Here is a 21,021-nt window from a genome sequence, read left to right as displayed (position 1 = left end):
AGTCACGGCAAAAAGAACGACTTTGCCTTTGTGTCCCGAGCTTTGCGTATCTTGCTTGTCTCTCCCTGGATAAGCCGTCGGCGCAGCCAGCCCGAGAACCAGTCCATCAGCATCACCATCAGGATGATCAGAACGATGTAATAGGCGACCTCTTCCCAATCCTTCTGGGTGATGATCGCTTGCGTCAACAACAGACCGATACCACCACCGGTGATCGCACCGACCACCGTGGCGCTGCGGGTGTTGGATTCAAGGAAGTAGAGCAACTGACTTAGCAGCACCGGCGTCACCTGTGGGATCACACCATAACGATAGCGTTGCGGTGCATTGGCCCCTGTGGACTGCACGCCCTCGATCTGTTTCTGGTCCACATTTTCCAGCGCTTCCGAGAAGATTTTGCCGAAGGTTCCGGTATCGGTCACCAGAATGGCCAGCGCGCCGGTGAGTGGACCAGGTCCAAAGGCACGCGCCAACACAACCGTCCAGATCAGCGCGTCCACACCGCGCACAAAGTCAAACACACGGCGCGTCAGGAACCGAATGGATTTTAGCGGGTTGAAATTGCGCGTGGCGAAAAACGCCAAAGGCAATGCGATCATACCCGCGCCTAACGTGCCGAGAAATGCCATCAGGATGGTTTCAAAAATGGCCCAGGCCACGTCCTGATGCCGCCACATCTTGTTGGTCCAGAAGTCATTCAGGATTGCCCCGCCCTCACCCTTTGCGGCGAGGCCCGCCAGTTCCGGGAGGGATTTGCCGTAATAAGGGCTGTCGAGCGTGAACCAGAACAGTTCCCACCCATTGAAATAGCGGAAGACCTCGGACCGGTTGCGTGTCACGGTCAGACGCCCCGCATCCGTTGTAATCGCCATGCGGTTTTTTGAGACGTTGATCCAATCCGGCACCTCGCCTGCGGGCAGTTCAGCCTGAACACCGGCAGAGCGGGTCGGTGTCGCGCGGACGGTGCCATAGCCGGGGATATCGTATTCCACCGTCTCGGGACCAAAGCGGACGATGTGGCCGTCTTCCAGATCAATGACTGTAGTTTCGCCTAAACTCACCCAGCCCGGAGCCTCACCGTCGGGGTAGCGGCCCTTGCGTTCACCTTCGATGGCGGTTGAAACCTCGCCGGTGCGATTGTCACGCGAAACATGCGTTTTGTAGCTGTAGCTGTCTGCAATCAGCGTTTTGCCGTTCTCCCAGTTCGCACGCTCGGCCATTCCAGACACGTCGAAAGCAAAGAACACGTAAATCAGATAGACAAAAACAAGCGCGGGCAATCCAAAGTTGGTCAGCCGTTTGCGGTTGAACAAACGGGCAGCCTCAGCCTTCAACTCATCGGCGGTCAGGTCGGTGGCAAAAGTGCTCATGCCCGTGCTCCTTTCTCGGAACCGTGGGTCAGGCGCTCACGCAGCAGACCCGATATCTGATCGACAACAACAATCGTGACGAACAGCAGAAGGAAGATGGCGGCAGCTTCGTCATAACGCCCCTGCCCCCAGGACATCGCGTTGCGCAGCTCATAACCCAGCCCGCCGGCGCCAACAAAACCCAGAATGGCCGAGGCGCGAATGTTGATCTCGAACCGAAGCAGCGCATAGCTGACATAGTTCGGTCCAACCTGTGGGATCACGCCAAGATACATCCGCTGAGACCAGTTCGCGCCGACCGAATGAAGCCCCTCGACCGGTTTCAGCGAGGCATTTTCGTTCACTTCCGAGAAAAGCTTCCCCAACGCGCCTGCCGTATGGATTGCGATGGCAATCATTGCGGGCACCGGACCACCGCCCAGCACAAAGATCAAAACCAAAGCGATAACGATTTCAGGCACCGCGCGAAAAATATCAGCGATGCGGCGAAACAGCGGGATAAGTGAGGGCCACAATGCCATGCCACGCGTGGACATCAGCGCCAGAAACGTCCCAGCGATGGCCCCTATCAGCGTCGAAGCCGCAGCGATATTGAGTGTCTCGACCAGAGCCGGGAAAAACTTCACAAGGTTCTCCGGCATCGCGCCGATCTTTTCCCATGCTTCCGACAGAACCTCGGTCGGGTAGTCGAGGATACGGTGCCAGCCGTCGACAAAGCTGCCGGCATTGCGGTCGTCTGCAGTACGGAAACCCGCGGCCATCATCGCCACGAATACGATCAGAAGGATACCACCATAGACCCTCTTGCGTCGTGTCATCTCGGAATAGTCGGCCCGGATCTGGTCGACGCTGGGGGACCCTACGGTCAGGTCTGTCATGGAATGCTCCTGAGTGGAAAAACGGGGTCCGGTTGTGCGCCGGACCCCGATCATTGTGCTTACGGACTTAGTTGGACTTCAGCTTGCGCGCTTCGATAATGATTTCGTAGGCGTCGTGGGTGATCGGCATAAGGCCTTTGGATTCACCGCCCAGAACGTTGTACATGCAGTCCGGATCAATCGAATTCATCGAGGCCAGCATACCGGTCATCTTGATTTTGACATCCTCGGGCAGTTCGGTGCGCAGAACAAACGGGCCTTCAGGGATCGGAGCGGATTTCCAAATCTCGACCAGATCGTTCATGTCGACCAGACCGGCATCCACGGCACGGCGCAGTGCGCCGGACTGATAGCCATCTTCCCAGTCCCCAAGACCGTCGGCCCATGTCACGCCACCGTCGACGTCACCGTTGTTTACGGCCACAATAGTCTGCTCATGACCACCGGTGAATTTGACTTCACCAAAATAATCACCCGAGGTCATGGTTGCACCGGTGGCCTGCGGAATTTCGATTGACGGGATAAGGAAGCCCGAGGTCGAATTGGGGTCGCCAAAGCCGAAGGTTTTGCCCTTCATGTCTTCCAACGAGGCAATGCCACTGTCCTTGCGGGCAAATCCGATCGAATAGTAGCCATAGCTGCCATCGGTGTTGACCTTGACCAGAACAGGCTCAACCGCTTCGGGATCACTCAGGTAGGTTTTGGCGTAGCCGGATGCACCCAGCCAAGCCATGTCGATGGTGCCGCCAAGCAGCCCTTGAATGACACCATTGTAATCGGCGGGCGCGAACAGCTTGGTCTCGACACCCAGCAGGTCCTCAGTCTGCTCGCGCAAGCATTCCTGCTTGCTCAGACGGTCCTGTGCGTTTTCTCCGCCCAGAATACCAATGCGGAATTCGGAAATCTCTTGCGCCATGGCTGGCGCGGCTATTGCAGTTGTGGCCACCAGGGCGGCAATCAGTTTTTTCATCTGTCTCTCTCCGGTTTGATGCGCCGGCCTTTCATCGGCCGGTCGATGAAAGGGGTGAATTGGGCCTAGATGGTCGCTTCGGCTTCCATCAACGCTTTTGAGGTCGCGTCGAGTGTTTCAATCTGGGTCGAAGTTGCCTCTTCCGAGAAGCTGGCGTCGGCGCCGTAAATTTCGCGGGCCACGCCAGTTGTCAGCTGCTCGGGCAACCCGTCGAAAACGATACGTCCGTCGCGCATACCGACGACGCGGTCACAATAGCGGCGGGCGGTATCCAACGTGTGCAGGTTGGCGATGACGGTTCGGCCGTCTTCTTCGTGGATGCGGCGCAGCGCCTGCATCACCACCTGCGCGTTCATCGGGTCCAGCGAGGCGATGGGTTCATCCGCCAGAATGATCTTAGGGTCCTGCATCAGGGCGCGCGCGATGGCGACGCGCTGTTGCTGACCACCCGACAGCGCTTCGGCGCGTTTGGGCGCGTGCGCGGCGATGCCAAGGCGATCCAGAATATCAATCGCACGGTGGATATCTTCCATCGGGAACAGGTTAAACATGGTCGCCAGTGTCGAGTGGCGGTTCAACGTGCCATGCAGCACGTTCGACACCACATCCATGCGCGGCACCAGATTGAACTGCTGAAAGATCATCGCGCAATCAGCCTGCCATGCGCGTTTATCACGGCCTTTCAGCTTGGTGATATCACGACCTTGAAACAGGATCTCGCCGTCGCTTGCATCCGTCAGACGATTGATCATCCGCAACAACGTCGACTTGCCCGCGCCGGACCGCCCGATGATGCCAATCATGCATGGCTTGTCTACATCCAGCGTCGCTGCATCAACGGCCACGTTGTCGCCAAAGCGCTTGGTCAGTTTTTCTATCCGCAGCACGTGCCACCCCCAATTCGTGTTGGCGACCAGCTACAGGCGGGATTCAACGGCTTTGTGTCGGCACAGTGAAAGTTTTGTAAACACCCCTGCGCACCGAGGGCCTACCCATTGGCGCATATCGCCGCTATACGCTGTGCCAACACGCTATCCATATGAGGCCATTCATGAGCTTTGACCGCAGCATCAAGATCGCCCCGTCGATCCTGTCCGCAGATTTCGCCAATTTCGGTGCCGAGATTCAGGCCATCGAAGCCCAGGGGGCGGATTGGGTCCATATCGACGTCATGGACGGCCATTTCGTGCCCAACCTGACCTTTGGCCCGCCCGCCGTCAAAGCGTTCCGCCCTCATGTCAAAACGGTCATGGACGTGCATCTGATGATCGCGCCGGTTGATCCCTACATTCAGGCCTACGCGGATGCAGGCGCCGATATCCTGACTGCACATGTCGAGGCCGGGGCCCATACCCACCGTACTTTGCAGGCGATTCGCGCCGCTGGCATGAAGGCGGGCGTTGCGTTGAACCCCGGCACCCCGGCCGACGCGGTTGAACACTTGCTGGACCTGACCGATCTGGTTTGCGTCATGACAGTGAACCCCGGTTTTGGCGGCCAGAAATTCATCGACATGACCAACAAGATTCGCAAACTGCGGTCGATGATCGGAGACCGTCCGATCCATATCGAGATTGACGGTGGCGTCGACCCCAAGACGGCCCCGCTGGTGGCCGCAGCTGGTGCGGATGTGCTGGTCGCAGGTTCAGCCGTATTCAAGGGCGGTTCGGTCGATAACCCGGACGTCTACGGCGCAAACATCAAAGCGGTGCGTAGCGCGGCGGAATCGGCGACCTCGTAAACATCACTGCATTAGAAGTGACGCGCTAGTTCGAACGTTGCGCGTCACTTGTCGCATCCGGTTGGCGGTTTTTGTACCGAGCACGCATCTTGATCGCTTGCATGAACCGCCCCTCGGCCACCAAAGCGGCCAGAAAGTCGCCAAGGTAGTCCTGGTGCAGGCCTGCGGCGGTGGCAGAATCGAACATGCTTTCTGCTGCATCGAACCTGTCCTCGGCCAGCAGCACCAGCGCATTCGAATACTGCTCAAACTCTCCATCGGGATAGAGACCAAGCGCCTGATCAATGGCATCACGGGCTTCATCCGTGTACCCCAGCCCTAACGCGATATCCGCATGCAGGCGGTGGTCAAAGCGGTCGGCACCCTCAAGCGCGACACTGCGTCGAATGTGGAAAAGAGCGGCTTCATACTCGAGGTCGTCCGCCAACAGGCTGGCCCGCCAATAAAGCGGATAACTACCCGGTCCCACCCGGCTTTCCGCCAGCTCCAACACCTCATGCGCCTGTGATCTTTGGCCTAAGTCTGACAGCGCCCGCGCCTTTCGCACGTAGCCGTCCGTGTCATCAGGTTCGGCCTCAATCACCGCTTCGGCATCTTTCAATGCCTGTTTGGGCCGATCCAGCATCAGCAGGATAAGGGACCGGCGCGATAATGCGGTCACGAAATCCGGCTTCAGTTCCAATGCCCGACTTACGTGGTCAAACGCAGCTTCCCAATCGTTCTGCTCGGACAACAGAAAGGCGACGCCGTATTCCGCATATGGATCATATGGATCCAGTTCGCTGGCGGTTCTGAACAGGCTCAGCGCTTCGTCCTGCCGGTGATGGTCCACCAATTTCCAGGCCAGTTCCCGCATCGCCCAAGTGTATTCCGGGTTCAAGGCCAGAGCGGTTTGCATCATCTCTTCGAAATCGGCAAAATCCATCTGCCCGGCCCGGCGCGCGCTGGCGGCCAGACCAGCCATGTTGCTTGCATTGGGCTTGCGCGATACGGCTTGCCTAAACAACGCACTCGCAGCCGCGTAATAATCGCGATTGTAATGCACCCACGCCCGCCCCTGCAGCCCAAGCTCGGCATCGGGATTCAAGGCCAGAATTTCGGCAAACGCGTCATCGGCCTGATCCATATCATCGAGATCATAATAGGCCCATGCCAGCTTATCCAACATCTCAATACGCTGCCGATCAGACGCACCGACACCACCCAGCCCGTGTTGGCAGATTTCGATGATACGCTCTGGCGTGTCACTCTGATCCAGGCAGGCGGAAACATAGGTTTCCTGTGAATTCGTAAGCAAAGGCTTGGCCTGCCCTACGCCAGCGACTGCGATCATTGCTGTTAGGGAAAACCCGGTGAATTTAGTTAACGATTTTATCATGTTACCGAAAATCTGAATGTCTGCCGCCAGAATACTGACAATTGTGAAAAGAAAAAGGCCGCCCCGGTTGACGCGGCCAAATACTTCGCCTGTGTGCCGAAAGTAATCGCCTGCAGATTTTCAGAGAACATACGGAAGGGCTGCGGGGTTGGCGCTGGCAATTTTGTTTTCGGTATCAACGGCTTCTACAATCCACGCCGAGGCCACTCAGCGCCGGGATGGAAAAGCCTGTGCGCGTTTGAACGGAAGGTGGCAAAGACAAGCACTCGAGGCGGCACGAATGCGAGATAGGTCCACGCGCTTTCTGATCACGTTTTTTTCTGCGTATTAAATTTCTCTGAAACGCACTCAAACGGTTTCCGTTTGCCATACAGGGTGGATTGTGACCATGAACGACCGTATCCGACACTAAAAAACGAGAATACCCCCATGATTGAACGCATCGACACCGGCGAACGGTCCTCAAAAATTGTGAAACACAACGGAGTGGCCTACCTGACCGGGCAAGTCGCCGAGGGCGAGACTATTCAGGAACAAGTCCGGATTTGCCTCGAGAAGATTGACGCCCTTCTCGAACAGGCTGGCTCATCGCGCGAAAAGATGCTGCGCGTGACGATCTGGCTGGCGGACATGAAAGATTTTGCCGGATTGAACGAGGTCTGGAATGCCTGGGTTCCAAAGGGCCACGCCCCCGCGCGGGCTTGCGGCGAGGCCAAATTGGCCCGCGCCGAGCTAAAGGTGGAATTCATCGTCGACGCGGCCTACGACTAATTCCTTTCCGCGCAAGGCGCGCTGACCATAGCAGGAATGCAAAAAAAGGGCGTCCCGAGGGACGCCCTTTCTTTGGATATTCGCTGGTGCGACTTACTCGATGATTTTCGAGACGACGCCGGCACCGACGGTGCGGCCGCCTTCGCGGATGGCGAAACGCAGACCGTCTTCCATCGCGATCGGTGCGATCAGCTCGACGGTGAAGCCAACGTTGTCGCCGGGCATAACCATCTCAGTGCCAGCTGCCAGGGTCACAGTGCCGGTCACGTCAGTTGTACGGAAGTAGAACTGCGGACGGTAGTTCGCGAAGAACGGAGTGTGACGACCGCCTTCTTCCTTGGTCAGGATGTAGGCTTCGGCTTCGAACTTGGTGTGCGGTGTAACCGAACCCGGCTTACACAGAACCTGACCACGCTCAACGCCTTCACGGTCGATACCGCGCAGCAGGGCGCCGATGTTGTCGCCCGCTTCACCGCGATCCAGCAGCTTGCGGAACATTTCAACACCGGTACAGGTGGTTTTCTGAGTGTCGCGGATGCCGACGATTTCGATCTCGTCGCCAACGTTGATCACGCCACGCTCGACACGACCCGTAACAACGGTACCACGACCCGAGATCGAGAACACGTCCTCGACCGGCATCAGGAACGGCTTGTCAACTTCACGCTCAGGGGTGTCGATGTAATCATCAACAGCCGCCATCAGTTCGCGGATCTTCTCTTCGCCGATTTCCGGCTTGTTGCCTTCCATCGCCGCCAGAGCCGAACCTGCGATGATCGGAATGTCGTCGCCGGGGTATTCGTAGCTGGACAGCAGTTCGCGAACTTCCATCTCAACCAGTTCCAGCAGCTCTTCGTCGTCAACCTGGTCAACTTTGTTCATGAACACGACCATCTTCGGGATGCCAACCTGGCGGCCCAGCAGGATGTGCTCGCGGGTCTGCGGCATCGGGCCGTCAGCTGCGTTCACAACCAGGATCGCGCCGTCCATCTGAGCGGCACCGGTAATCATGTTCTTGACGTAGTCGGCGTGGCCGGGGCAGTCGACGTGCGCGTAGTGGCGGTTGTCGGTCTCGTATTCCACGTGGGCGGTCGAGATGGTGATGCCACGTGCTTTTTCTTCAGGCGCGCCGTCAATCTGGTCATACGCTTTGAAGTCACCGAAATACTTGGTGATTGCTGCGGTCAGCGTGGTCTTGCCGTGGTCAACGTGGCCAATCGTGCCGATGTTGACGTGCGGCTTATTACGCTCAAACTTTTCCTTTGCCATTCCTCAGGCGCCCTTTTGCGATTTGGGGGACCCTTAGTCCCGTGGTTACATCTGCGCGCGCGAGATATTTGGTTCAAAGGGGAAAATCAAGCACATCCTGCGTGAAAAGCTGGTTAAGACGCCGGATTTTGGGTGACCTCGACGGAATCCAGCGGCTGGATCAAGTCCGGGCGCCGGTCAAACCAGCCATTGTCCTTGTGTTCCTCGGCAAGCCATTCCTCGACACGATCGGCAACCTTGAGCGCCAGGCCATCCATTTGCTCTTCTCTGGTGCGCGAGTGACCAGATCCCGTGAGTGCACTTTCACCGGTCGTGTCTTCTAGCACCTGAAACTGTTTTCCTTTGGCCAGGAACTCTTTTTTGCGCACGTCATAGACGTTAACCAGGACAATTGCCGTGCTTTTGGGATTGTAGATCACGGGCACACCCGGAGGTGCCAACATGTAGCCTTCCAGGCTGATCCCAATGTCGTATTCCTGAGCGCCCTCATATCGGCCAAGCCGAATATTCACGGCGTTCTGAATGGCGTCTTCCCACTCTTTGGGCGTCGCATCCCGCGACACCGGCCCCTGCCGGGCCTTTTCGGCAAATGCGTAGTTGACGCGCAGTTTGAATTCGCCCAGCGATTCAGGCTCTTCGTAAACCTGTGTCTGCGTGCACGCGCCCATCAGGGCCAGTCCGGTAATCAGGGTCAAAGCTCGCAACATTTTCTCGTCTCGATATGCCTGTTTTTCTTTGATCTAGCGCAACGATACCGCTTGTGCCATGCCGTATCGGCAGAAATCCACTTGCAAGCGCGCTTACTCACGAAAATTTATAGTCGCGTGGGAAACCATAAGGCGCTTTTTTCCCAACGCTGGCCCGTTTGGCCAGCCACTGTGACATGTCCGCCTCGTGCCGGGTCTTGTCGCCACCCATGGACCATTTCAGGCCCTCTTCCCAATTGAAGGTGGTGATGTCGGACAGGCCACCATCCAGTTCCAGTGTGCCCTGCCGACCGCGCGCCATGTTGTATTTCTGCAGACGTACGCCCTTACCGCGACCCATTTCGGGCAGCTCTTCCACTGGGAACACCAAGAACTTGCCGTTCTGCGACACAACCGCGACGTGATCGCCCGATACGGGCTTACAGATCATCGCCGTCTCGTCAGCTTTGACGTTCAGCACCTGCTTACCGTTGCGGGTCTGGGCCAACACGTCATCTTCGGGCACCATGAAACCGTTACCCGCGTCTGACGCCACCAACAGCTTGCGCCCTGGCTTGTGGATCAGGATGTCGATGATCTGTGCCTCATTCGGCAGATCGACCATCAGGCGCAGCGGTTCGCCCATACCGCGCCCGCCGGGCAGGTTCGCAGCACTGACCGTGTAGAATCGGCCATTCGAAGCAAACACCAGCAGACGGTCAGTGGTTTCGGCGTGGAAAGTGAACCGTGGCCCGTCGCCGTCCTTGAACTTCAGCTCGCGCTTGAGGTCGATGTGACCGGTCATGGCGCGAATCCACCCCATCTGAGAGCACACGACCGTGATCGGTTCTTTGTCGATCATGGCCTCAAGCGGCACTTCCTCGACCTGACCTGCCTCGGCGAACTGGGTGCGGCGGGCACCGCCCTCGTAGTCCTTGCCAAAGGTTTTCTTGGTCTCTTTCAACTGCTCAGATATCTTTGCCCATTGCAGGACCGGATCAGCCAGCAGGTCTTCGAGATTGGCACGTTCCAACATCAGCGCGTCACGTTCGCGGACCAGCTCCATCTCTTCGAGACGGCGCAGGCTGCGCAGGCGCATGTTCAGGATTGCGTCGACTTGAACCTCGGACAGCTCGCCCTCGCCCGGCTTGGGTGAGACATAGTCGGCCTCGCTGGTGGCGCGGACATGGTCGATGCCCCAATCCTCGCGCATCAGCGCGGCCTTGGGGTCGTCGTCATAGCGGATGATGTCGATCACACGATCCAAGTTCAGGAAGGCGACGATAAAGCCTTCCAACACCTCCAACCGGTGGTCGATCTTGGCCATACGGTGACGCGAGCGGCGCAGCAACACTTCTTGCCGGTGATCAAGGAAGGCGCGCAGCACTTCCTTCATCGAACAGACTTTGGGCGTCACGCCGTCGATCAGCACGTTCATGTTCAGGCTGAACCGCACCTCAAGATCCGAGTTGCGGTAGAGCATGCCCATCAGCACCTCGGGGTCCACGTTCTTGGAGCGCGGCTCGAGGATCAGACGGATGTCATCGGCGGATTCGTCACGCACGTCGGCGAGGATCGGGATCTTCTTGGTCTGGATCAGCTCGGCGATCTTTTCGATCAGCTTCGATTTCTGAACCTGATAAGGAATTTCGGTGACAACGATCTGCCACTGGCCACGCCCAAGATCCTCGACTTCAAACTTACACCGCAGGCGGAACGAACCGCGCCCGGTGCGATACGCTTGTGCGATGCTCTCGGGAGGCTCAACAATTACACCGCCGGTCGGAAAGTCCGGACCAGGAACATAGTTCAACAGTGTGTCGTCGCGGGCATCCGGTGTCTTGATCAGATGCAGGCAGGCATCGCACAGTTCGGCGATATTGTGCGGTGGGATGTTCGTCGCCATACCGACCGCGATACCGCTGGAGCCATTGGCCAGCAGGTTCGGGAACTGCGCCGGCAACACAACCGGCTCGGTCAGGGTGCCGTCATAGTTGTCGCGAAAATCGACGGCGTCTTCGTTCAGACCCTCAAGCAGCGCTTCGGCCACGATGGTCATCCGAGCCTCGGTGTATCGCGAAGCCGCCGGGTTATCGCCGTCGATATTGCCAAAGTTCCCCTGCCCGTCGACCAGCGGGTAACGGACGTTGAAGTCCTGCGCTAAACGCGCCATCGCGTCGTAGATCGCGGCATCACCATGCGGGTGATAGTTACCCATCACATCGCCGGAAATCTTAGCGGACTTTCGGAACCCGCCCGTTGCGTTCAGGCGCAGCTCGCGCATCGCATAGAGGATTCGCCGGTGTACCGGCTTCAGCCCGTCGCGCGCATCAGGCAAGGCCCGGTGCATAATAGTGGACAGCGCATAGGTTAGATAGCGTTCACCAATTGCGCGGCGCAGCGGTTCCGCTACCTCGCCCCCATTGTCGGGGGCCTCCATATTGGGGTCGTCGATCGTATCGTTCATATATGATGTGATACGCCGCAAGCGCGCGCGGGTAAAGCAATCAGCTTAGATTTTGCTGGGGACAAGTCGCGCTTTTTGCAACAGGGGGAGACAAGTCCCGGAATTCCCCCGGTTTTCGACTCGGACCCCGAAATATGGTAGGCTGTCTTCATTAGCCTGCTGCCGATTTCTTGTACCTAACGATTGACCTGGGGGATGCGCCATGACGCGCCTTATTATTCTGACTTTCACTGCACTTGGCTGGTGTTTTTACGTTATGAGCGGTGGACCAAATTTCGAACCGCGCGGCTTGCGGAGCGATCAACCTGTGCGCGTTGCCTCTGTATCCCAACCTGCAGCAGTAGCACCCGCTCGGGTTGAAGAGCTTGTGACCGAAGAGCTTGTGACCAATGTGGCCGTTCGGGCACCGACGGTGCGCGCACAACCCCAACCTGAAACCGAAGAGATCGTGCAGATCGTGGCCGAACCAGCCAGCCTTCAGTCTTTGTCCGGCATTTCGGTGTTCGATGATCAGAGCGCAAACATCACGCTTGCTTCGCTGGAAGACGGCGTAGCGGGTTTGCGTCAGATCGATGAAGCGCCCCTGCCGGAAACATCAGAGGCTGCGGCGATTCCCGAACCTGAAAAAGACATCCGCGAAATCTCGGGAACGCGGGTGAACATGCGCGATGGACCCGGTACCATTTACCCAATTGTCGGCAAAGCGGCCATCGGACAGAAAGTCGAGGTGCTGAGCGATTCCGGAACCGGCTGGCTGCGCCTGCGCGTGTTACCCGCGCAACAGGTCGGTTGGATTTCAGCCTCACTGGTTCGAAAAATTCAAAACTGACGCTGCACCGTCATTGTCCTGACCCTCACCTCGCAATAGCTTTGGCCTGAATTGAAGGTCAGGAAGATCATGCAGAAAACCATTCTTATCACCGGCTGCTCGTCCGGCATCGGCCTGGACGCGGCACACGGTATGCGTGCGCGCGGCTGGCGTGTCTTTGCATCCTGCCGCCAGCAGCGTGATTGCGACCGGCTGCGCGCGCAAGGCTTTGAAAGCCCGCGCATCGACTATACCGACGCCGCAAGTATCGCATCAGGCCTGACCGAAGTGCTTGAGGCCACCGGAGGTACGCTGGATGCGCTGTTCAACAACGGAGCGCACGGCTTGCCCGGCGCAGTTGAAGATCTGCCGACCGAAGGGCTCCGTGTGATATTCGAGGCCAACTTTTTTGGCTGGCATGAACTGACACGGCTGGTGATTCCAGTCATGCGCGCGCAAGGACATGGGCGAATCGTTCAGAATTCGTCGGTTCTGGGCCTGGTGGCCTTTCCATGGCGCGGCGCATATGTCGCCACAAAATATGCCATTGAAGGCCTTACCGACACGCTGCGTCTGGAACTTGCCGGAACGAACATCAAGGCCATTCTGATCGAACCCGGCCCAATCACGTCGAAAATCCGCGAGAATTCGATCCCCTTCTTTGAACGTTTCATCAACTGGGAGAACTCGGCCCTGCGCGAAAAATACGAGGCTTCTCTGTTGAAAAGACTGTACGAATCCTCAGGCCCGGATCGTTTCGAACTGCCTGCATCAGCGGTGACCGACAAGCTGGCCCATGCGGTTGGATCAAAAAGGCCGCGCGCGCGCTACTATGTCACCACGCCAACCTACATCGCCGGGTATCTGCGCCGCCTTTTGCCCACCCGCACCATCGACCGCATTCTGTCGGACGTCTGAGGCGAAATTACCCGTTCGCTTTTCATGTACATGAGGCTAGATGATAGCCTAACGAAACAAGAAACGCGGACGGTGTGCTTATGGACCTTTTGATGGTCATTTTGCTGTTGGCCATGGCGGCGGTCGTCGTCGTGCTGGCGATCGGCATCTCCAATTTCGGCAAAAGCGGCAAAGCTGCTGCGATGAAAAGCAACAAGATGATGCGCCTTCGCATCCTGTTCCAGTTCATTGCCGTGGTGCTGATCGTGCTCTACGTCTACCTGCGCGGACAAGGAGTTTAATAAATGGTCGTTCTGAACAAGATTTACACCCGCACCGGCGATGATGGAAAAACTGCGCTGGGCAACGGCGAACGGGTCGCCAAGTATTCTGGTCGCGTGGCCGCGTATGGGACCGTTGACGAACTGAACGCTTTTGTTGGCGTTGCTCGGACCGAGGCGGAAGGCGACGTCGATGCCGCCCTGGCGCGCATTCAAAACGACCTGTTCGATCTGGGCGCAGATTTCTGTCGCCCCGACATGGAAAAAGACGCCGAGGCGGACTACCCGCCCCTGCGCATCGTTGCATCTCAGATCGATCGGTTGGAGGCGGAGATTGACGTGATGAACGAAACGCTAGAGCCGCTGCGCAGCTTCATCTTGCCCGGCGGGTCGCGTCTGGCAGCGAATCTGCATGTCTGCAGAACCGTATCCCGCCGCGCCGAACGTCTGGCGGTCGAGCTGACCAACATGGAACCCGTGAATGCAGTCGCGGTAAAATACCTCAACCGTCTGAGTGACTGGTTTTTTGTCGCCGCCCGCTGCGCCAACGAAAACGGCACTGCGGACGTTTTGTGGGTACCAGGCGCGAACCGCTGAAGGCGACGCGGGATCCGGCGAACCCTGCACCGACCAACAAAGCAAATCTCCAGCCAAACGGGTGGGGCCCAAAGCTCTGGCACCGGCCACCAAAGCAATAAAATTTCACGCCGTTGCGTCAAAATACATGAAACGCGACGTCTCAAGTTCATGACGTGACGATTTTGCCCTGTTGCAGCGTGAACTGAGACGCTATTCAGTCCCCCGAGAGCATTGGTGGAGTCGCTTCGCGGCTTACCGTTTTTTGTGAGGAGCAAGCGCAAAATGAAGGTACTCGTGCCTGTCAAACGCGTGATTGACTATAATGTGAAAGTTCGCGTGAAAGCGGACGGTAGCGGTGTTGATCTCGCCAATGTCAAAATGTCGATGAACCCGTTCGACGAAATCGCTGTGGAAGAAGCGATTCGCCTGAAAGAAGCAGGCAAGGCTGACGAAATCGTTGCGGTTTCGATTGGCGTCAAGCAATCGCAGGAAACCCTGCGCACCGCACTGGCCATGGGCGCTGACCGCGCCATTCTGGTTGTTGCCGCCGATGACGTCCATCAAGACATCGAACCGCTGGCCGTTGCCAAGATCCTGGCCAAAGTGGTCGAGGAAGAGCAACCCGGCATCGTTTTGGCTGGTAAGCAAGCGATCGACAACGACATGAACGCTACCGGTCAGATGCTGTCGGCCCTGCTGGGCTGGTCGCAAGGCACCTTCGCGTCCGAGCTGGACATCGAAGGCGACAGCGCCAAGATCACCCGTGAAGTAGACGGCGGCCTGCAGACCATCAGCGTCAAGATGCCGACCATCGTCACTGTTGACCTGCGCTTGAACGAGCCGCGCTATGCGTCTCTGCCGAACATTATGAAGGCGAAGAAAAAGCCGCTGGACGAGAAAACCGCCGCCGATTACGGCGTCGACGTCACACCGCGTTTGGAAGTTGTCAAAACCGAAGAGCCGCCGGCACGTGCTGCTGGTATCGTCGTCGGCTCGGTTGATGAGCTGGTCGAGAAACTCAAAGAAGCGGGGGCTGTGTAATGGCTGTTCTTCTTCTCGCAGAAGTCAACAACGGCGAACTGGCGATGGACGCCACCGCCAAGGCTGTCACTGCCGCAAAGGCACTGGGTGACATCACCGTTCTGGCCGCGGGCGGTTCTGCCGCTGCTGCCGGTGAGGCCGCCGCCAAGATCGACGGTGTGTCCAAGGTACTGGTTGCCGAAGACGCGTCGCTGGGTCACCGCCTGGCTGAATCGACCGCGGCCCTGATCGTGGGTCTGGCTGATGGTTACGAGCACATCGTTGCGCCTGCCACCACCGACGCCAAGAACGTGATGCCGCGCGTTGCAGCCCTGCTGGACGCGATGGTGATCTCGGATGCATCCGGCGTGGTTGACGGCTCGACTTTTGAGCGTCCGATCTACGCGGGCAACGCGATCCAGACCGTCAAATCGAACGACGCCAAGAAAGTCGTCACCTTCCGTACCGCGTCCTTTGACGCGGCTGGCGAAGGCGGCTCGGCCGCTGTCGAGACCATCTCAGTCGGCGAAAACCCGGGCCTGTCTTCGTGGGTCGAGGACAAGGTTGCCGCAAGCGACCGTCCGGAACTGACTTCGGCTGGCGTTGTTGTCTCGGGCGGCCGTGGTGTCGGCTCGGAAGAGGACTTCAAACTGATTGAAGGTCTTGCTGACAAGCTAGGCGCCGCTGTTGGCGCATCGCGCGCCGCCGTGGACTCGGGCTATGCACCGAACGACTGGCAGGTCGGTCAGACCGGTAAGGTTGTTGCACCCGATCTGTATGTCGCGATCGGCATCTCGGGCGCGATTCAACACTTGGCTGGTATGAAAGACTCGAAAGTCATCGTTGCGATCAACAAGGACGAAGAAGCGCCGATCTTCCAGGTTGCGGATTTCGGACTGGTTGCAGATCTGTTCCAGGCCGTGCCTGAACTGACCGAGAAACTCGGCTAACCGCTGGTCTAGCTTTTTCATCGCGAATTTTGGAAAGGCCCGCCAATTGGCGGGCCTTTTTTAATGCAAATTGCGTATAGGCCCCATCAAAGCTGCCGCAATCGCCCGATGGGCAGCTGGGCCAATCATGTGCTCTGCCATTGGCTGTTGCAGTGTGCCGAACAACATATCCTCGATCTCATCAGACTGGCCGCACACATGTGTTTTGACGTCGACGATATCCGCGCAGGGTTTGCCAACGGTTTTGATCATCTGATCCGTTACGCCGACATTAGCGCTGTCAATATGATGCGCGCCCAGTTCTCCTCGAAGGACGTGTAGGCGCAAGAGGATCACCGGAATTTCCAGGCTTTGAAGAAATTTACCGATCTTCCGAACCCAGTTTCGGCGCAATTCGTCCAGAACAACTTCGATGCGTGCGTCGCGAACCTTTTCCAGGCAGCTCATCAGGTGGCGCACGAAATGAACCTCGGTGAAGTCGATTTCGGGATACAGACTGATCAAATCCTTCGTTGGCGCCAGAAATCGGTCATTGCGCCTGGAATGAACGCGATAGAAATGGTTGGACTGTCCAAGAAGCCTTGGCGCCTGCATGACGCACAGATCTGCGCCTCTTAGCAAATCGCATAACCCCCTATCATCGCACAGCGCATCGACGCCGCTGAACAGGCATCCAAAGTTCAGAACGCGTCTTTCAAGCCCGTCTTCGAGAATAGCTGAGAATGGTCGGTCGACGAATCGCCCAAATGTCTCATCCCCGCCGACGCAGGCCGCGTAAGGTTGATCCAGAACACGCCGAGCGCCACGAAACCACAGCCGCGATCCGTCATATTGGCATACCTCATGCCCAGGTCCCCCCGAGCCTGTTTGATAATAGCTCATATCACTCACCCATTTTTTACCCGGTTGCCATCTTGCAGCCGCAAGTCTTGAGAAAATCCTAATGTGCGCATTTGAAGCAAAATCGAACAGTCGGATCCCCTTGCCGCCCGCCCCGATCTGTCGATACTGTCGCCGTATCCCGAGACACAAAGGCACCTGAACATGGATGTAAAATCGGTCGGAGTGATTGGCGCAGGTCAGATGGGCAATGGCATTGCTCATGTTCTGGCGCTGGCGGAGTATGACGTTCTGCTGAACGATGTCTCGCAGGACGCGCTGGACAGCGCCGTGGCGACGATTGAAGGCAATCTGGCCCGTCAGGCCTCAAAAGGCAAAATCTCGGACGAAATGATGCAAGCCACGCTGAGCCGGATCAACACGACGTTGGAGCTGCCCCAGTTGGGTCAGACCGATCTGGTGATCGAAGCCGCAACCGAGCGGGAAGCAATCAAACAGGCGATTTTCGAAGACCTGCAGCCGCATCTTCTGCCCCATACGATTCTGACATCCAATACGTCCTCAATCTCGATTACCCGCCTGGCCAGCCGAACGGATCGGCCGGAACGCTTCATGGGGTTCCACTTTATGAACCCGGTGCCCGTGATGCAGCTGGTCGAGCTGATCCGGGGGATTGCCACGGATGAAGAGACGTTCAAATCGTGTAAGGCGGTTGTGGACCGGCTTGGCAAAACCGCAGCAAGCGCGGAAGACTTCCCAGCCTTCATCGTGAACCGCATTCTGATGCCGATGATCAATGAGGCTGTCTACACCCTCTACGAAGGGGTCGGCAGCGTGCAGTCGATTGACCAATCGATGCGGCTGGGTGCAAACCACCCGATGGGGCCACTGGAACTGGCTGATTTCATCGGGCTGGACACTTGCCTGGCGATCATGAACGTGTTGCATGACGGATTGGCAGACACCAAGTACCGGCCTTGTCCACTGTTGACGAAATACGTCGAAGCCGGCTGGTTGGGCCGCAAGACCGAACGCGGGTTTTATGACTACAGAGGTGAAACTCCGGTCCCAACGCGCTAGAGGGGCCAGCCCCCTCGACCGGCTTTCATCCGGGTTCACCCCCGGGATTTTTTCAGCCAGATGAAGAGCGGATCAGGGATTGCGTGATTTACCAAGCGCCATTGTGCGCTTTCTTAGCCACGCCATGAAACCGCGCGGATCACTTTCCAACAGCTTCATTTCCTCGTCCGAAATCGGTTCGCCAATCACCGGAGATTGCGGTTTGTTGCAAGAGCGGACGATCTCATGCAACAGCAGCCCCTGCCGTAAGATCGGCGACAGCTTGTTGGCAATCTGATAGGCGCGCGAATTGCTGCCGGGGAAGAAAATCGGAACCACCTGCGCGCCAGATCGGCGGATCATCTTGGCGGTAAACACATTCCATTCCTGCTCTTGCGCAGGACCGAACCAGTCGTCCGAGGACATCACCACACCTGACGGGAACAGAGCAACAACGCCACCTTCCTTCAGGTGTTCCATCGCCTTGCCGCGCATCTCAAGCATTTTGGTTTGCGCTTCGGGGTCGTGTGGAAAGGGAACCGGGATCATGAACGAGGTCGCCGCCTCGTCCAACCCGGTCAGGACAGAACGGGTCAAGATACGATAGTCATTGCGAACCTGTCCGATCAGTTCCGCCAGAATCATACCGTCGACCATGCCATGCGGGTGGTTGGCCACGACAACTACGGGTCCGGTTTTCGGGATATTTGCAAACTGTTCCTTCGGAGTAGTGAGGTTGATGCCCATAACCTCAAGCGCGCCGCCCCAGAACCGCTGGCCGCGATAGTATTCGTTCTTCTTCTCGAACTTGTTGACCATCCGCAGGATAGTCAGCTTACCCGTACACCATTCAATGGCGCGGATGGCTGTAGACGTCCAGACATCGTCGAAGGAGTTCGCGTAGGTCAGGGTTCTGCGATCATAGATTTCGCCCTGATCTTCTGCCCCGTCCACCACCGGGCCTGTCTTGGTCTCGTGCGTCGTTTGCGCCAATTCCTGGTTTTCCCGTTCTTCGTATCGCGACTGGCAGGATCAGAACCCTTCCCCGAACTTTCCGTTCACAAGGGTTTCTAATGCATCCGCCAACGCCTCAGCATCCGGTCCGGACGTCTCGACGTCAATAGTCGTTCCGCGAGACGCTGCCAACATCAAAAGACCCATGATGCTGTCCCCTGATGCAGAAAGCCCGTCTTTGGACACCTCTGCCTGGGCGTCAAACCCCTCGACCACTTCGACCAGCTTAGCCGAGGCGCGGGCGTGCAGGCCTTTTTCATTGATTATTTTCAAGCTTCGGTTGGTCATTCTTAATCAATCCGGTCTTAATCCAACGTCACGTTTTGGGCATTGATATACTTGCGTCCAGCCTCCATAGCCCGCCGAACCGCATCCCCGATCGGCAGGTGGCGACTTTTGGCCAATTTTATCAGCATAGGCAGATTTGCACCGTAGAGGATACGGCGGTCCTGCGGGGTGCAGGCCTTCAGACTCAGATTCGACGGGCTGCCGCCAAACAGATCCGTGACAACAACCACGCCGTCGCCGACATCCACACCGTCAGCGGCGGTGCAGATTTCCGACTGCTTGGCTTCCCGGTCGTGGTCAGCCTCGATCGAGATTGCGGCCAGGCCCGGTTGCTTTCCGACAACATGCTGCATTGCGGCCAGATATTCCTGAGCCAGCCCGCCATGTGCTACGAGTACGATCCCGATCAATCCGGCCTCTCATTCAACGATCGACGTTCCATTTCGCGGTGCCTAATTGCCACTTGCTGCCCCTCCTGTGCAAGGGCCTTTGCGACCGCTTCTGCGGTTGCGACCGATCTGTGTTGCCCTCCGGTACACCCAAATGCCACCGAAAGGTGCGCTTTGCCTTCGGCGCGGTAAGCGGGCAACAACAATTTCAGCAGATCGACAACGCGGTCGAAAAACGGCGCGTAATTCGCGTCAGACTGTACATAGCGCGCCACGTCCGGGTTTCGACCATCTTCGGCCCGCAATTCCGGACGCCAATAGGGGTTGGCCAGAAACCTGCAGTCAAAAACCATGTCCAACCCATGCGGCAAGCCGCGTTTGTACGAAAAAGACTCGATGGATACCGCCAGATGTCGGCCGCCTTCTGGAGCGAACCAATGCTCGACCTCCTTGCGCAACTGGTGAACGTTGATCTGGCTGGTGTCGATCAGAATGTCGGCAATTTCACGGATCGGGGCCAACAGCTCTTTTTCCTGCAGCACACCGGCTTCAGGACCTGCGTTGGCCGCAACGGGATGGCGTCTTCGGGTTTCCGAGAACCGCTGCAGCAGCACTTCGTTTCGGCAATCAAGATAGAGAACCGTAAGCTCGACCTGCTCGGTCCGCCGCAGCCGCATAACAAGATCAATGAACCCAATGGTCGAGAAATCGCGATTTCGGGCATCGATGCCCAATGCCATGGGCCGATCGTTTTCCGGACCGTCCAACAAGCGCATCAAAAGGCCCATCGGCAAATTGTCGATGGCCTCGAACCCCAAATCTTCAAGCACACGGATCGCCGTCGTCCGCCCAGCGCCCGAAGGACCGGTGATCAAAACGATCCGCCGCTGTTGTTTCATTTGCTGGGCCATTCCGGGTTTACGCGCCCCATTTTCATCAGTTGCATCAATGCTGAAGCCAAATTGGGGACGCCGCTACCGCGAAGCAAGAGGATTGTTTGCCTCAGGGCTCGGATCGAGATCGGATCTGGCAAACGTGCTTCTTCCCTTTGGTCCAGATCCACCACATATCGCAAATCCACGGGTCCTACGGGTGGCGCGCGCAACAATCCGATACCGCGGGCCTCAACAACGCCGCGGATATTCGGGGCCGCATCAGCGGTCACTTCACCGCCGCTATTGTGTAAAGCCACGCGGTCATCACCGACAAGTTCGGCACCCAGCGCCATCATCTGCAAGACCAGCGCGGATTTTCCCGCCCCTGCCGCGCCAACAATCAGCAGACCGCGCCCGCCGACAGCCACACAACTGGCGTGGAGTATGGCACTGTCCTGTTCTTCCAAATCATAAATTGACGGGGCGTTCAT

23 protein-coding genes are annotated in these 21,021 nt (G+C 57.5%); 9 read left to right on the top strand and 14 right to left on the bottom strand.

All coding sequences use genetic code 11. The features are described from left to right. Positions 1-2: 2 nt before the first annotated feature. From phnE (AC2FFP_RS13965) to phnC, 4 genes are all read right to left on the bottom strand, one after another. A complete protein-coding gene (gene phnE, locus AC2FFP_RS13965) occupies positions 3-1,370 on the bottom strand; it encodes a phosphonate ABC transporter, permease protein PhnE (RefSeq protein WP_496767155.1) in 1,368 nt (455 codons plus the stop codon). Next, positions 1,367-2,248, bottom strand: a complete 882-nt coding sequence (gene phnE, locus AC2FFP_RS13960) for a phosphonate ABC transporter, permease protein PhnE (protein ID WP_496767156.1) — start codon at positions 2,246-2,248, stop codon at positions 1,367-1,369. The genes phnE (AC2FFP_RS13965) and phnE (AC2FFP_RS13960) overlap by 4 nt, the downstream gene beginning before the upstream one ends. 67 nt (positions 2,249-2,315) lie before the next feature. Further along, positions 2,316-3,218 (bottom strand): phosphonate ABC transporter substrate-binding protein, encoded by a 903-nt coding sequence (phnD, locus tag AC2FFP_RS13955; RefSeq protein WP_496881166.1) that lies wholly within the window; start codon positions 3,216-3,218, stop codon positions 2,316-2,318. A gap of 65 nt (positions 3,219-3,283) precedes the next feature. Beyond that, on the bottom strand, positions 3,284-4,105 hold the full coding sequence (gene phnC / locus AC2FFP_RS13950; RefSeq protein ID WP_496699749.1) for a phosphonate ABC transporter ATP-binding protein: 822 nt from the start codon (positions 4,103-4,105) through the stop codon (positions 3,284-3,286). 164 nt (positions 4,106-4,269) lie between these two features. Between phnC and rpe the strand changes: the two genes are divergently transcribed. Then, positions 4,270-4,959 carry a ribulose-phosphate 3-epimerase gene (rpe, locus tag AC2FFP_RS13945; RefSeq protein WP_496699750.1) on the top strand — a complete coding sequence of 230 codons (690 nt, stop codon included), beginning with the start codon at positions 4,270-4,272 and terminating at the stop codon, positions 4,957-4,959. A 25-nt stretch (positions 4,960-4,984) separates the two neighbouring features. Here the strand turns inward: rpe and AC2FFP_RS13940 are convergent, their stop codons facing one another. After that, positions 4,985-6,292, bottom strand: a complete 1,308-nt coding sequence (locus AC2FFP_RS13940; protein WP_496881165.1) for a tetratricopeptide repeat protein — start codon at positions 6,290-6,292, stop codon at positions 4,985-4,987. 474 nt (positions 6,293-6,766) lie between these two features. On the opposite strand from AC2FFP_RS13940, the gene AC2FFP_RS13935 reads away from it, so the two are divergent. Beyond that, complete coding sequence (locus AC2FFP_RS13935) at positions 6,767-7,108, top strand: RidA family protein (protein WP_282120772.1); 342 nt, start codon at positions 6,767-6,769, stop codon at positions 7,106-7,108. Between the two features lie 93 nt (positions 7,109-7,201). On the opposite strand, the gene tuf is transcribed toward AC2FFP_RS13935, so the two are convergent. The 3 genes from tuf to AC2FFP_RS13920 form a co-directional block, all read right to left on the bottom strand. Continuing rightward, positions 7,202-8,377, bottom strand: a complete 1,176-nt coding sequence (gene tuf, locus AC2FFP_RS13930; RefSeq protein WP_496767160.1) for an elongation factor Tu — start codon at positions 8,375-8,377, stop codon at positions 7,202-7,204. Between the two features lie 113 nt (positions 8,378-8,490). Further along, positions 8,491-9,084: a hypothetical protein gene (locus AC2FFP_RS13925; protein ID WP_496740310.1), complete on the bottom strand. Its 594-nt coding sequence runs from the start codon at positions 9,082-9,084 to the stop codon at positions 8,491-8,493. Between the two features lie 97 nt (positions 9,085-9,181). Beyond that, entirely contained in the window at positions 9,182-11,530 is a 2,349-nt protein-coding gene (locus tag AC2FFP_RS13920; RefSeq protein ID WP_496881164.1) for a DNA topoisomerase IV subunit A, read from the bottom strand. Between the two features lie 202 nt (positions 11,531-11,732). On the opposite strand from AC2FFP_RS13920, the gene AC2FFP_RS13915 reads away from it, so the two are divergent. The 6 genes from AC2FFP_RS13915 to AC2FFP_RS13890 all read left to right on the top strand — a co-directional run bounded on the left by AC2FFP_RS13915 (position 11,733) and on the right by AC2FFP_RS13890 (position 16,065). Continuing rightward, entirely contained in the window at positions 11,733-12,359 is a 627-nt protein-coding gene (locus AC2FFP_RS13915; protein WP_496844443.1) for an SH3 domain-containing protein, read from the top strand. 69 nt (positions 12,360-12,428) lie between these two features. Continuing rightward, positions 12,429-13,256 (top strand): SDR family NAD(P)-dependent oxidoreductase, encoded by an 828-nt coding sequence (locus tag AC2FFP_RS13910; protein ID WP_496767163.1) that lies wholly within the window; start codon positions 12,429-12,431, stop codon positions 13,254-13,256. Positions 13,257-13,336: 80 nt separating this feature from the next. Further along, positions 13,337-13,537, top strand: coding sequence for a twin transmembrane helix small protein (locus AC2FFP_RS13905; protein WP_496740307.1), 201 nt, complete (start codon positions 13,337-13,339; stop codon positions 13,535-13,537). 3 nt (positions 13,538-13,540) lie between these two features. Next, entirely contained in the window at positions 13,541-14,113 is a 573-nt protein-coding gene (locus AC2FFP_RS13900) for a cob(I)yrinic acid a,c-diamide adenosyltransferase (protein WP_058278922.1), read from the top strand. Between the two features lie 264 nt (positions 14,114-14,377). After that, a complete protein-coding gene (locus AC2FFP_RS13895) occupies positions 14,378-15,136 on the top strand; it encodes an electron transfer flavoprotein subunit beta/FixA family protein (protein ID WP_058278923.1) in 759 nt (252 codons plus the stop codon). Next, positions 15,136-16,065 carry an electron transfer flavoprotein subunit alpha/FixB family protein gene (locus AC2FFP_RS13890; RefSeq protein ID WP_496737205.1) on the top strand — a complete coding sequence of 310 codons (930 nt, stop codon included), beginning with the start codon at positions 15,136-15,138 and terminating at the stop codon, positions 16,063-16,065. Before AC2FFP_RS13895 ends, AC2FFP_RS13890 begins: the two co-directional genes overlap by 1 nt. A 60-nt stretch (positions 16,066-16,125) precedes the next feature. On the opposite strand, the gene AC2FFP_RS13885 is transcribed toward AC2FFP_RS13890, so the two are convergent. Next, entirely contained in the window at positions 16,126-16,947 is an 822-nt protein-coding gene (locus AC2FFP_RS13885) for a DUF6473 family protein (protein WP_496881163.1), read from the bottom strand. 162 nt (positions 16,948-17,109) lie between these two features. Between AC2FFP_RS13885 and AC2FFP_RS13880 the strand changes: the two genes are divergently transcribed. Next, positions 17,110-17,985 carry a 3-hydroxybutyryl-CoA dehydrogenase gene (locus tag AC2FFP_RS13880; protein WP_058273257.1) on the top strand — a complete coding sequence of 292 codons (876 nt, stop codon included), beginning with the start codon at positions 17,110-17,112 and terminating at the stop codon, positions 17,983-17,985. Between the two features lie 72 nt (positions 17,986-18,057). On the opposite strand, the gene AC2FFP_RS13875 is transcribed toward AC2FFP_RS13880, so the two are convergent. From AC2FFP_RS13875 to AC2FFP_RS13855, 5 genes are read right to left on the bottom strand one after another with little or no spacing between them, the layout of a single operon-like run. Further along, complete coding sequence (locus AC2FFP_RS13875; protein ID WP_496727082.1) at positions 18,058-18,957, bottom strand: lysophospholipid acyltransferase family protein; 900 nt, start codon at positions 18,955-18,957, stop codon at positions 18,058-18,060. Between the two features lie 39 nt (positions 18,958-18,996). Then, complete coding sequence (locus AC2FFP_RS13870) at positions 18,997-19,266, bottom strand: HPr family phosphocarrier protein (RefSeq protein WP_058273259.1); 270 nt, start codon at positions 19,264-19,266, stop codon at positions 18,997-18,999. A gap of 17 nt (positions 19,267-19,283) precedes the next feature. Then, positions 19,284-19,676 carry a PTS sugar transporter subunit IIA gene (locus tag AC2FFP_RS13865; protein ID WP_170561187.1) on the bottom strand — a complete coding sequence of 131 codons (393 nt, stop codon included), beginning with the start codon at positions 19,674-19,676 and terminating at the stop codon, positions 19,284-19,286. Then, complete coding sequence (gene rapZ, locus AC2FFP_RS13860; protein ID WP_496844441.1) at positions 19,673-20,566, bottom strand: RNase adapter RapZ; 894 nt, start codon at positions 20,564-20,566, stop codon at positions 19,673-19,675. Before rapZ ends, AC2FFP_RS13865 begins: the two co-directional genes overlap by 4 nt. After that, positions 20,551-21,021 carry an HPr kinase/phosphorylase gene (locus AC2FFP_RS13855; RefSeq protein WP_496844440.1) on the bottom strand — a complete coding sequence of 157 codons (471 nt, stop codon included), beginning with the start codon at positions 21,019-21,021 and terminating at the stop codon, positions 20,551-20,553. The genes rapZ and AC2FFP_RS13855 overlap by 16 nt, the downstream gene beginning before the upstream one ends.

The sequence above is a fragment of the Ruegeria sp. YTSC004 genome (genome assembly GCF_059609805.1).
The sequence above is the reverse complement of the archived record's forward strand: the minus strand, read 5'-3'. Positions and strand labels throughout refer to the sequence as shown.

Excerpts from the sequence above, each read along its gene's own strand:
- phnE (WP_496767155.1), bottom strand. The coding sequence starts at position 1,370 with ATGAGCACTTTTGCCACCGACCTGACCGCCGATGAGTTGAAGGCTGAG.
- AC2FFP_RS13925 (WP_496740310.1), bottom strand. The coding sequence starts at position 9,084 with ATGTTGCGAGCTTTGACCCTGATTACCGGACTGGCCCTGATGGGCGCG.
- AC2FFP_RS13890 (WP_496737205.1), top strand. The coding sequence starts at position 15,136 with ATGGCTGTTCTTCTTCTCGCAGAAGTCAACAACGGCGAACTGGCGATG.
- AC2FFP_RS13855 (WP_496844440.1), bottom strand. The coding sequence starts at position 21,021 with ATGAACGCCCCGTCAATTTATGATTTGGAAGAACAGGACAGTGCCATA.
- rapZ (WP_496844441.1), bottom strand. The coding sequence starts at position 20,566 with ATGGCCCAGCAAATGAAACAACAGCGGCGGATCGTTTTGATCACCGGT.
- AC2FFP_RS13940 (WP_496881165.1), bottom strand. The coding sequence starts at position 6,292 with ATGATCGCAGTCGCTGGCGTAGGGCAGGCCAAGCCTTTGCTTACGAAT.
- AC2FFP_RS13915 (WP_496844443.1), top strand. The coding sequence starts at position 11,733 with ATGACGCGCCTTATTATTCTGACTTTCACTGCACTTGGCTGGTGTTTT.
- phnD (WP_496881166.1), bottom strand. The coding sequence starts at position 3,218 with ATGAAAAAACTGATTGCCGCCCTGGTGGCCACAACTGCAATAGCCGCG.
- AC2FFP_RS13870 (WP_058273259.1), bottom strand. The coding sequence starts at position 19,266 with ATGACCAACCGAAGCTTGAAAATAATCAATGAAAAAGGCCTGCACGCC.
- tuf (WP_496767160.1), bottom strand. The coding sequence starts at position 8,377 with ATGGCAAAGGAAAAGTTTGAGCGTAATAAGCCGCACGTCAACATCGGC.
- AC2FFP_RS13895 (WP_058278923.1), top strand. The coding sequence starts at position 14,378 with ATGAAGGTACTCGTGCCTGTCAAACGCGTGATTGACTATAATGTGAAA.
- AC2FFP_RS13905 (WP_496740307.1), top strand. The coding sequence starts at position 13,337 with ATGGACCTTTTGATGGTCATTTTGCTGTTGGCCATGGCGGCGGTCGTC.
- AC2FFP_RS13935 (WP_282120772.1), top strand. The coding sequence starts at position 6,767 with ATGATTGAACGCATCGACACCGGCGAACGGTCCTCAAAAATTGTGAAA.
- phnE (WP_496767156.1), bottom strand. The coding sequence starts at position 2,248 with ATGACAGACCTGACCGTAGGGTCCCCCAGCGTCGACCAGATCCGGGCC.
- rpe (WP_496699750.1), top strand. The coding sequence starts at position 4,270 with ATGAGCTTTGACCGCAGCATCAAGATCGCCCCGTCGATCCTGTCCGCA.
- AC2FFP_RS13910 (WP_496767163.1), top strand. The coding sequence starts at position 12,429 with ATGCAGAAAACCATTCTTATCACCGGCTGCTCGTCCGGCATCGGCCTG.
- AC2FFP_RS13880 (WP_058273257.1), top strand. The coding sequence starts at position 17,110 with ATGGATGTAAAATCGGTCGGAGTGATTGGCGCAGGTCAGATGGGCAAT.
- AC2FFP_RS13920 (WP_496881164.1), bottom strand. The coding sequence starts at position 11,530 with ATGAACGATACGATCGACGACCCCAATATGGAGGCCCCCGACAATGGG.
- AC2FFP_RS13885 (WP_496881163.1), bottom strand. The coding sequence starts at position 16,947 with ATGAGCTATTATCAAACAGGCTCGGGGGGACCTGGGCATGAGGTATGC.
- AC2FFP_RS13900 (WP_058278922.1), top strand. The coding sequence starts at position 13,541 with ATGGTCGTTCTGAACAAGATTTACACCCGCACCGGCGATGATGGAAAA.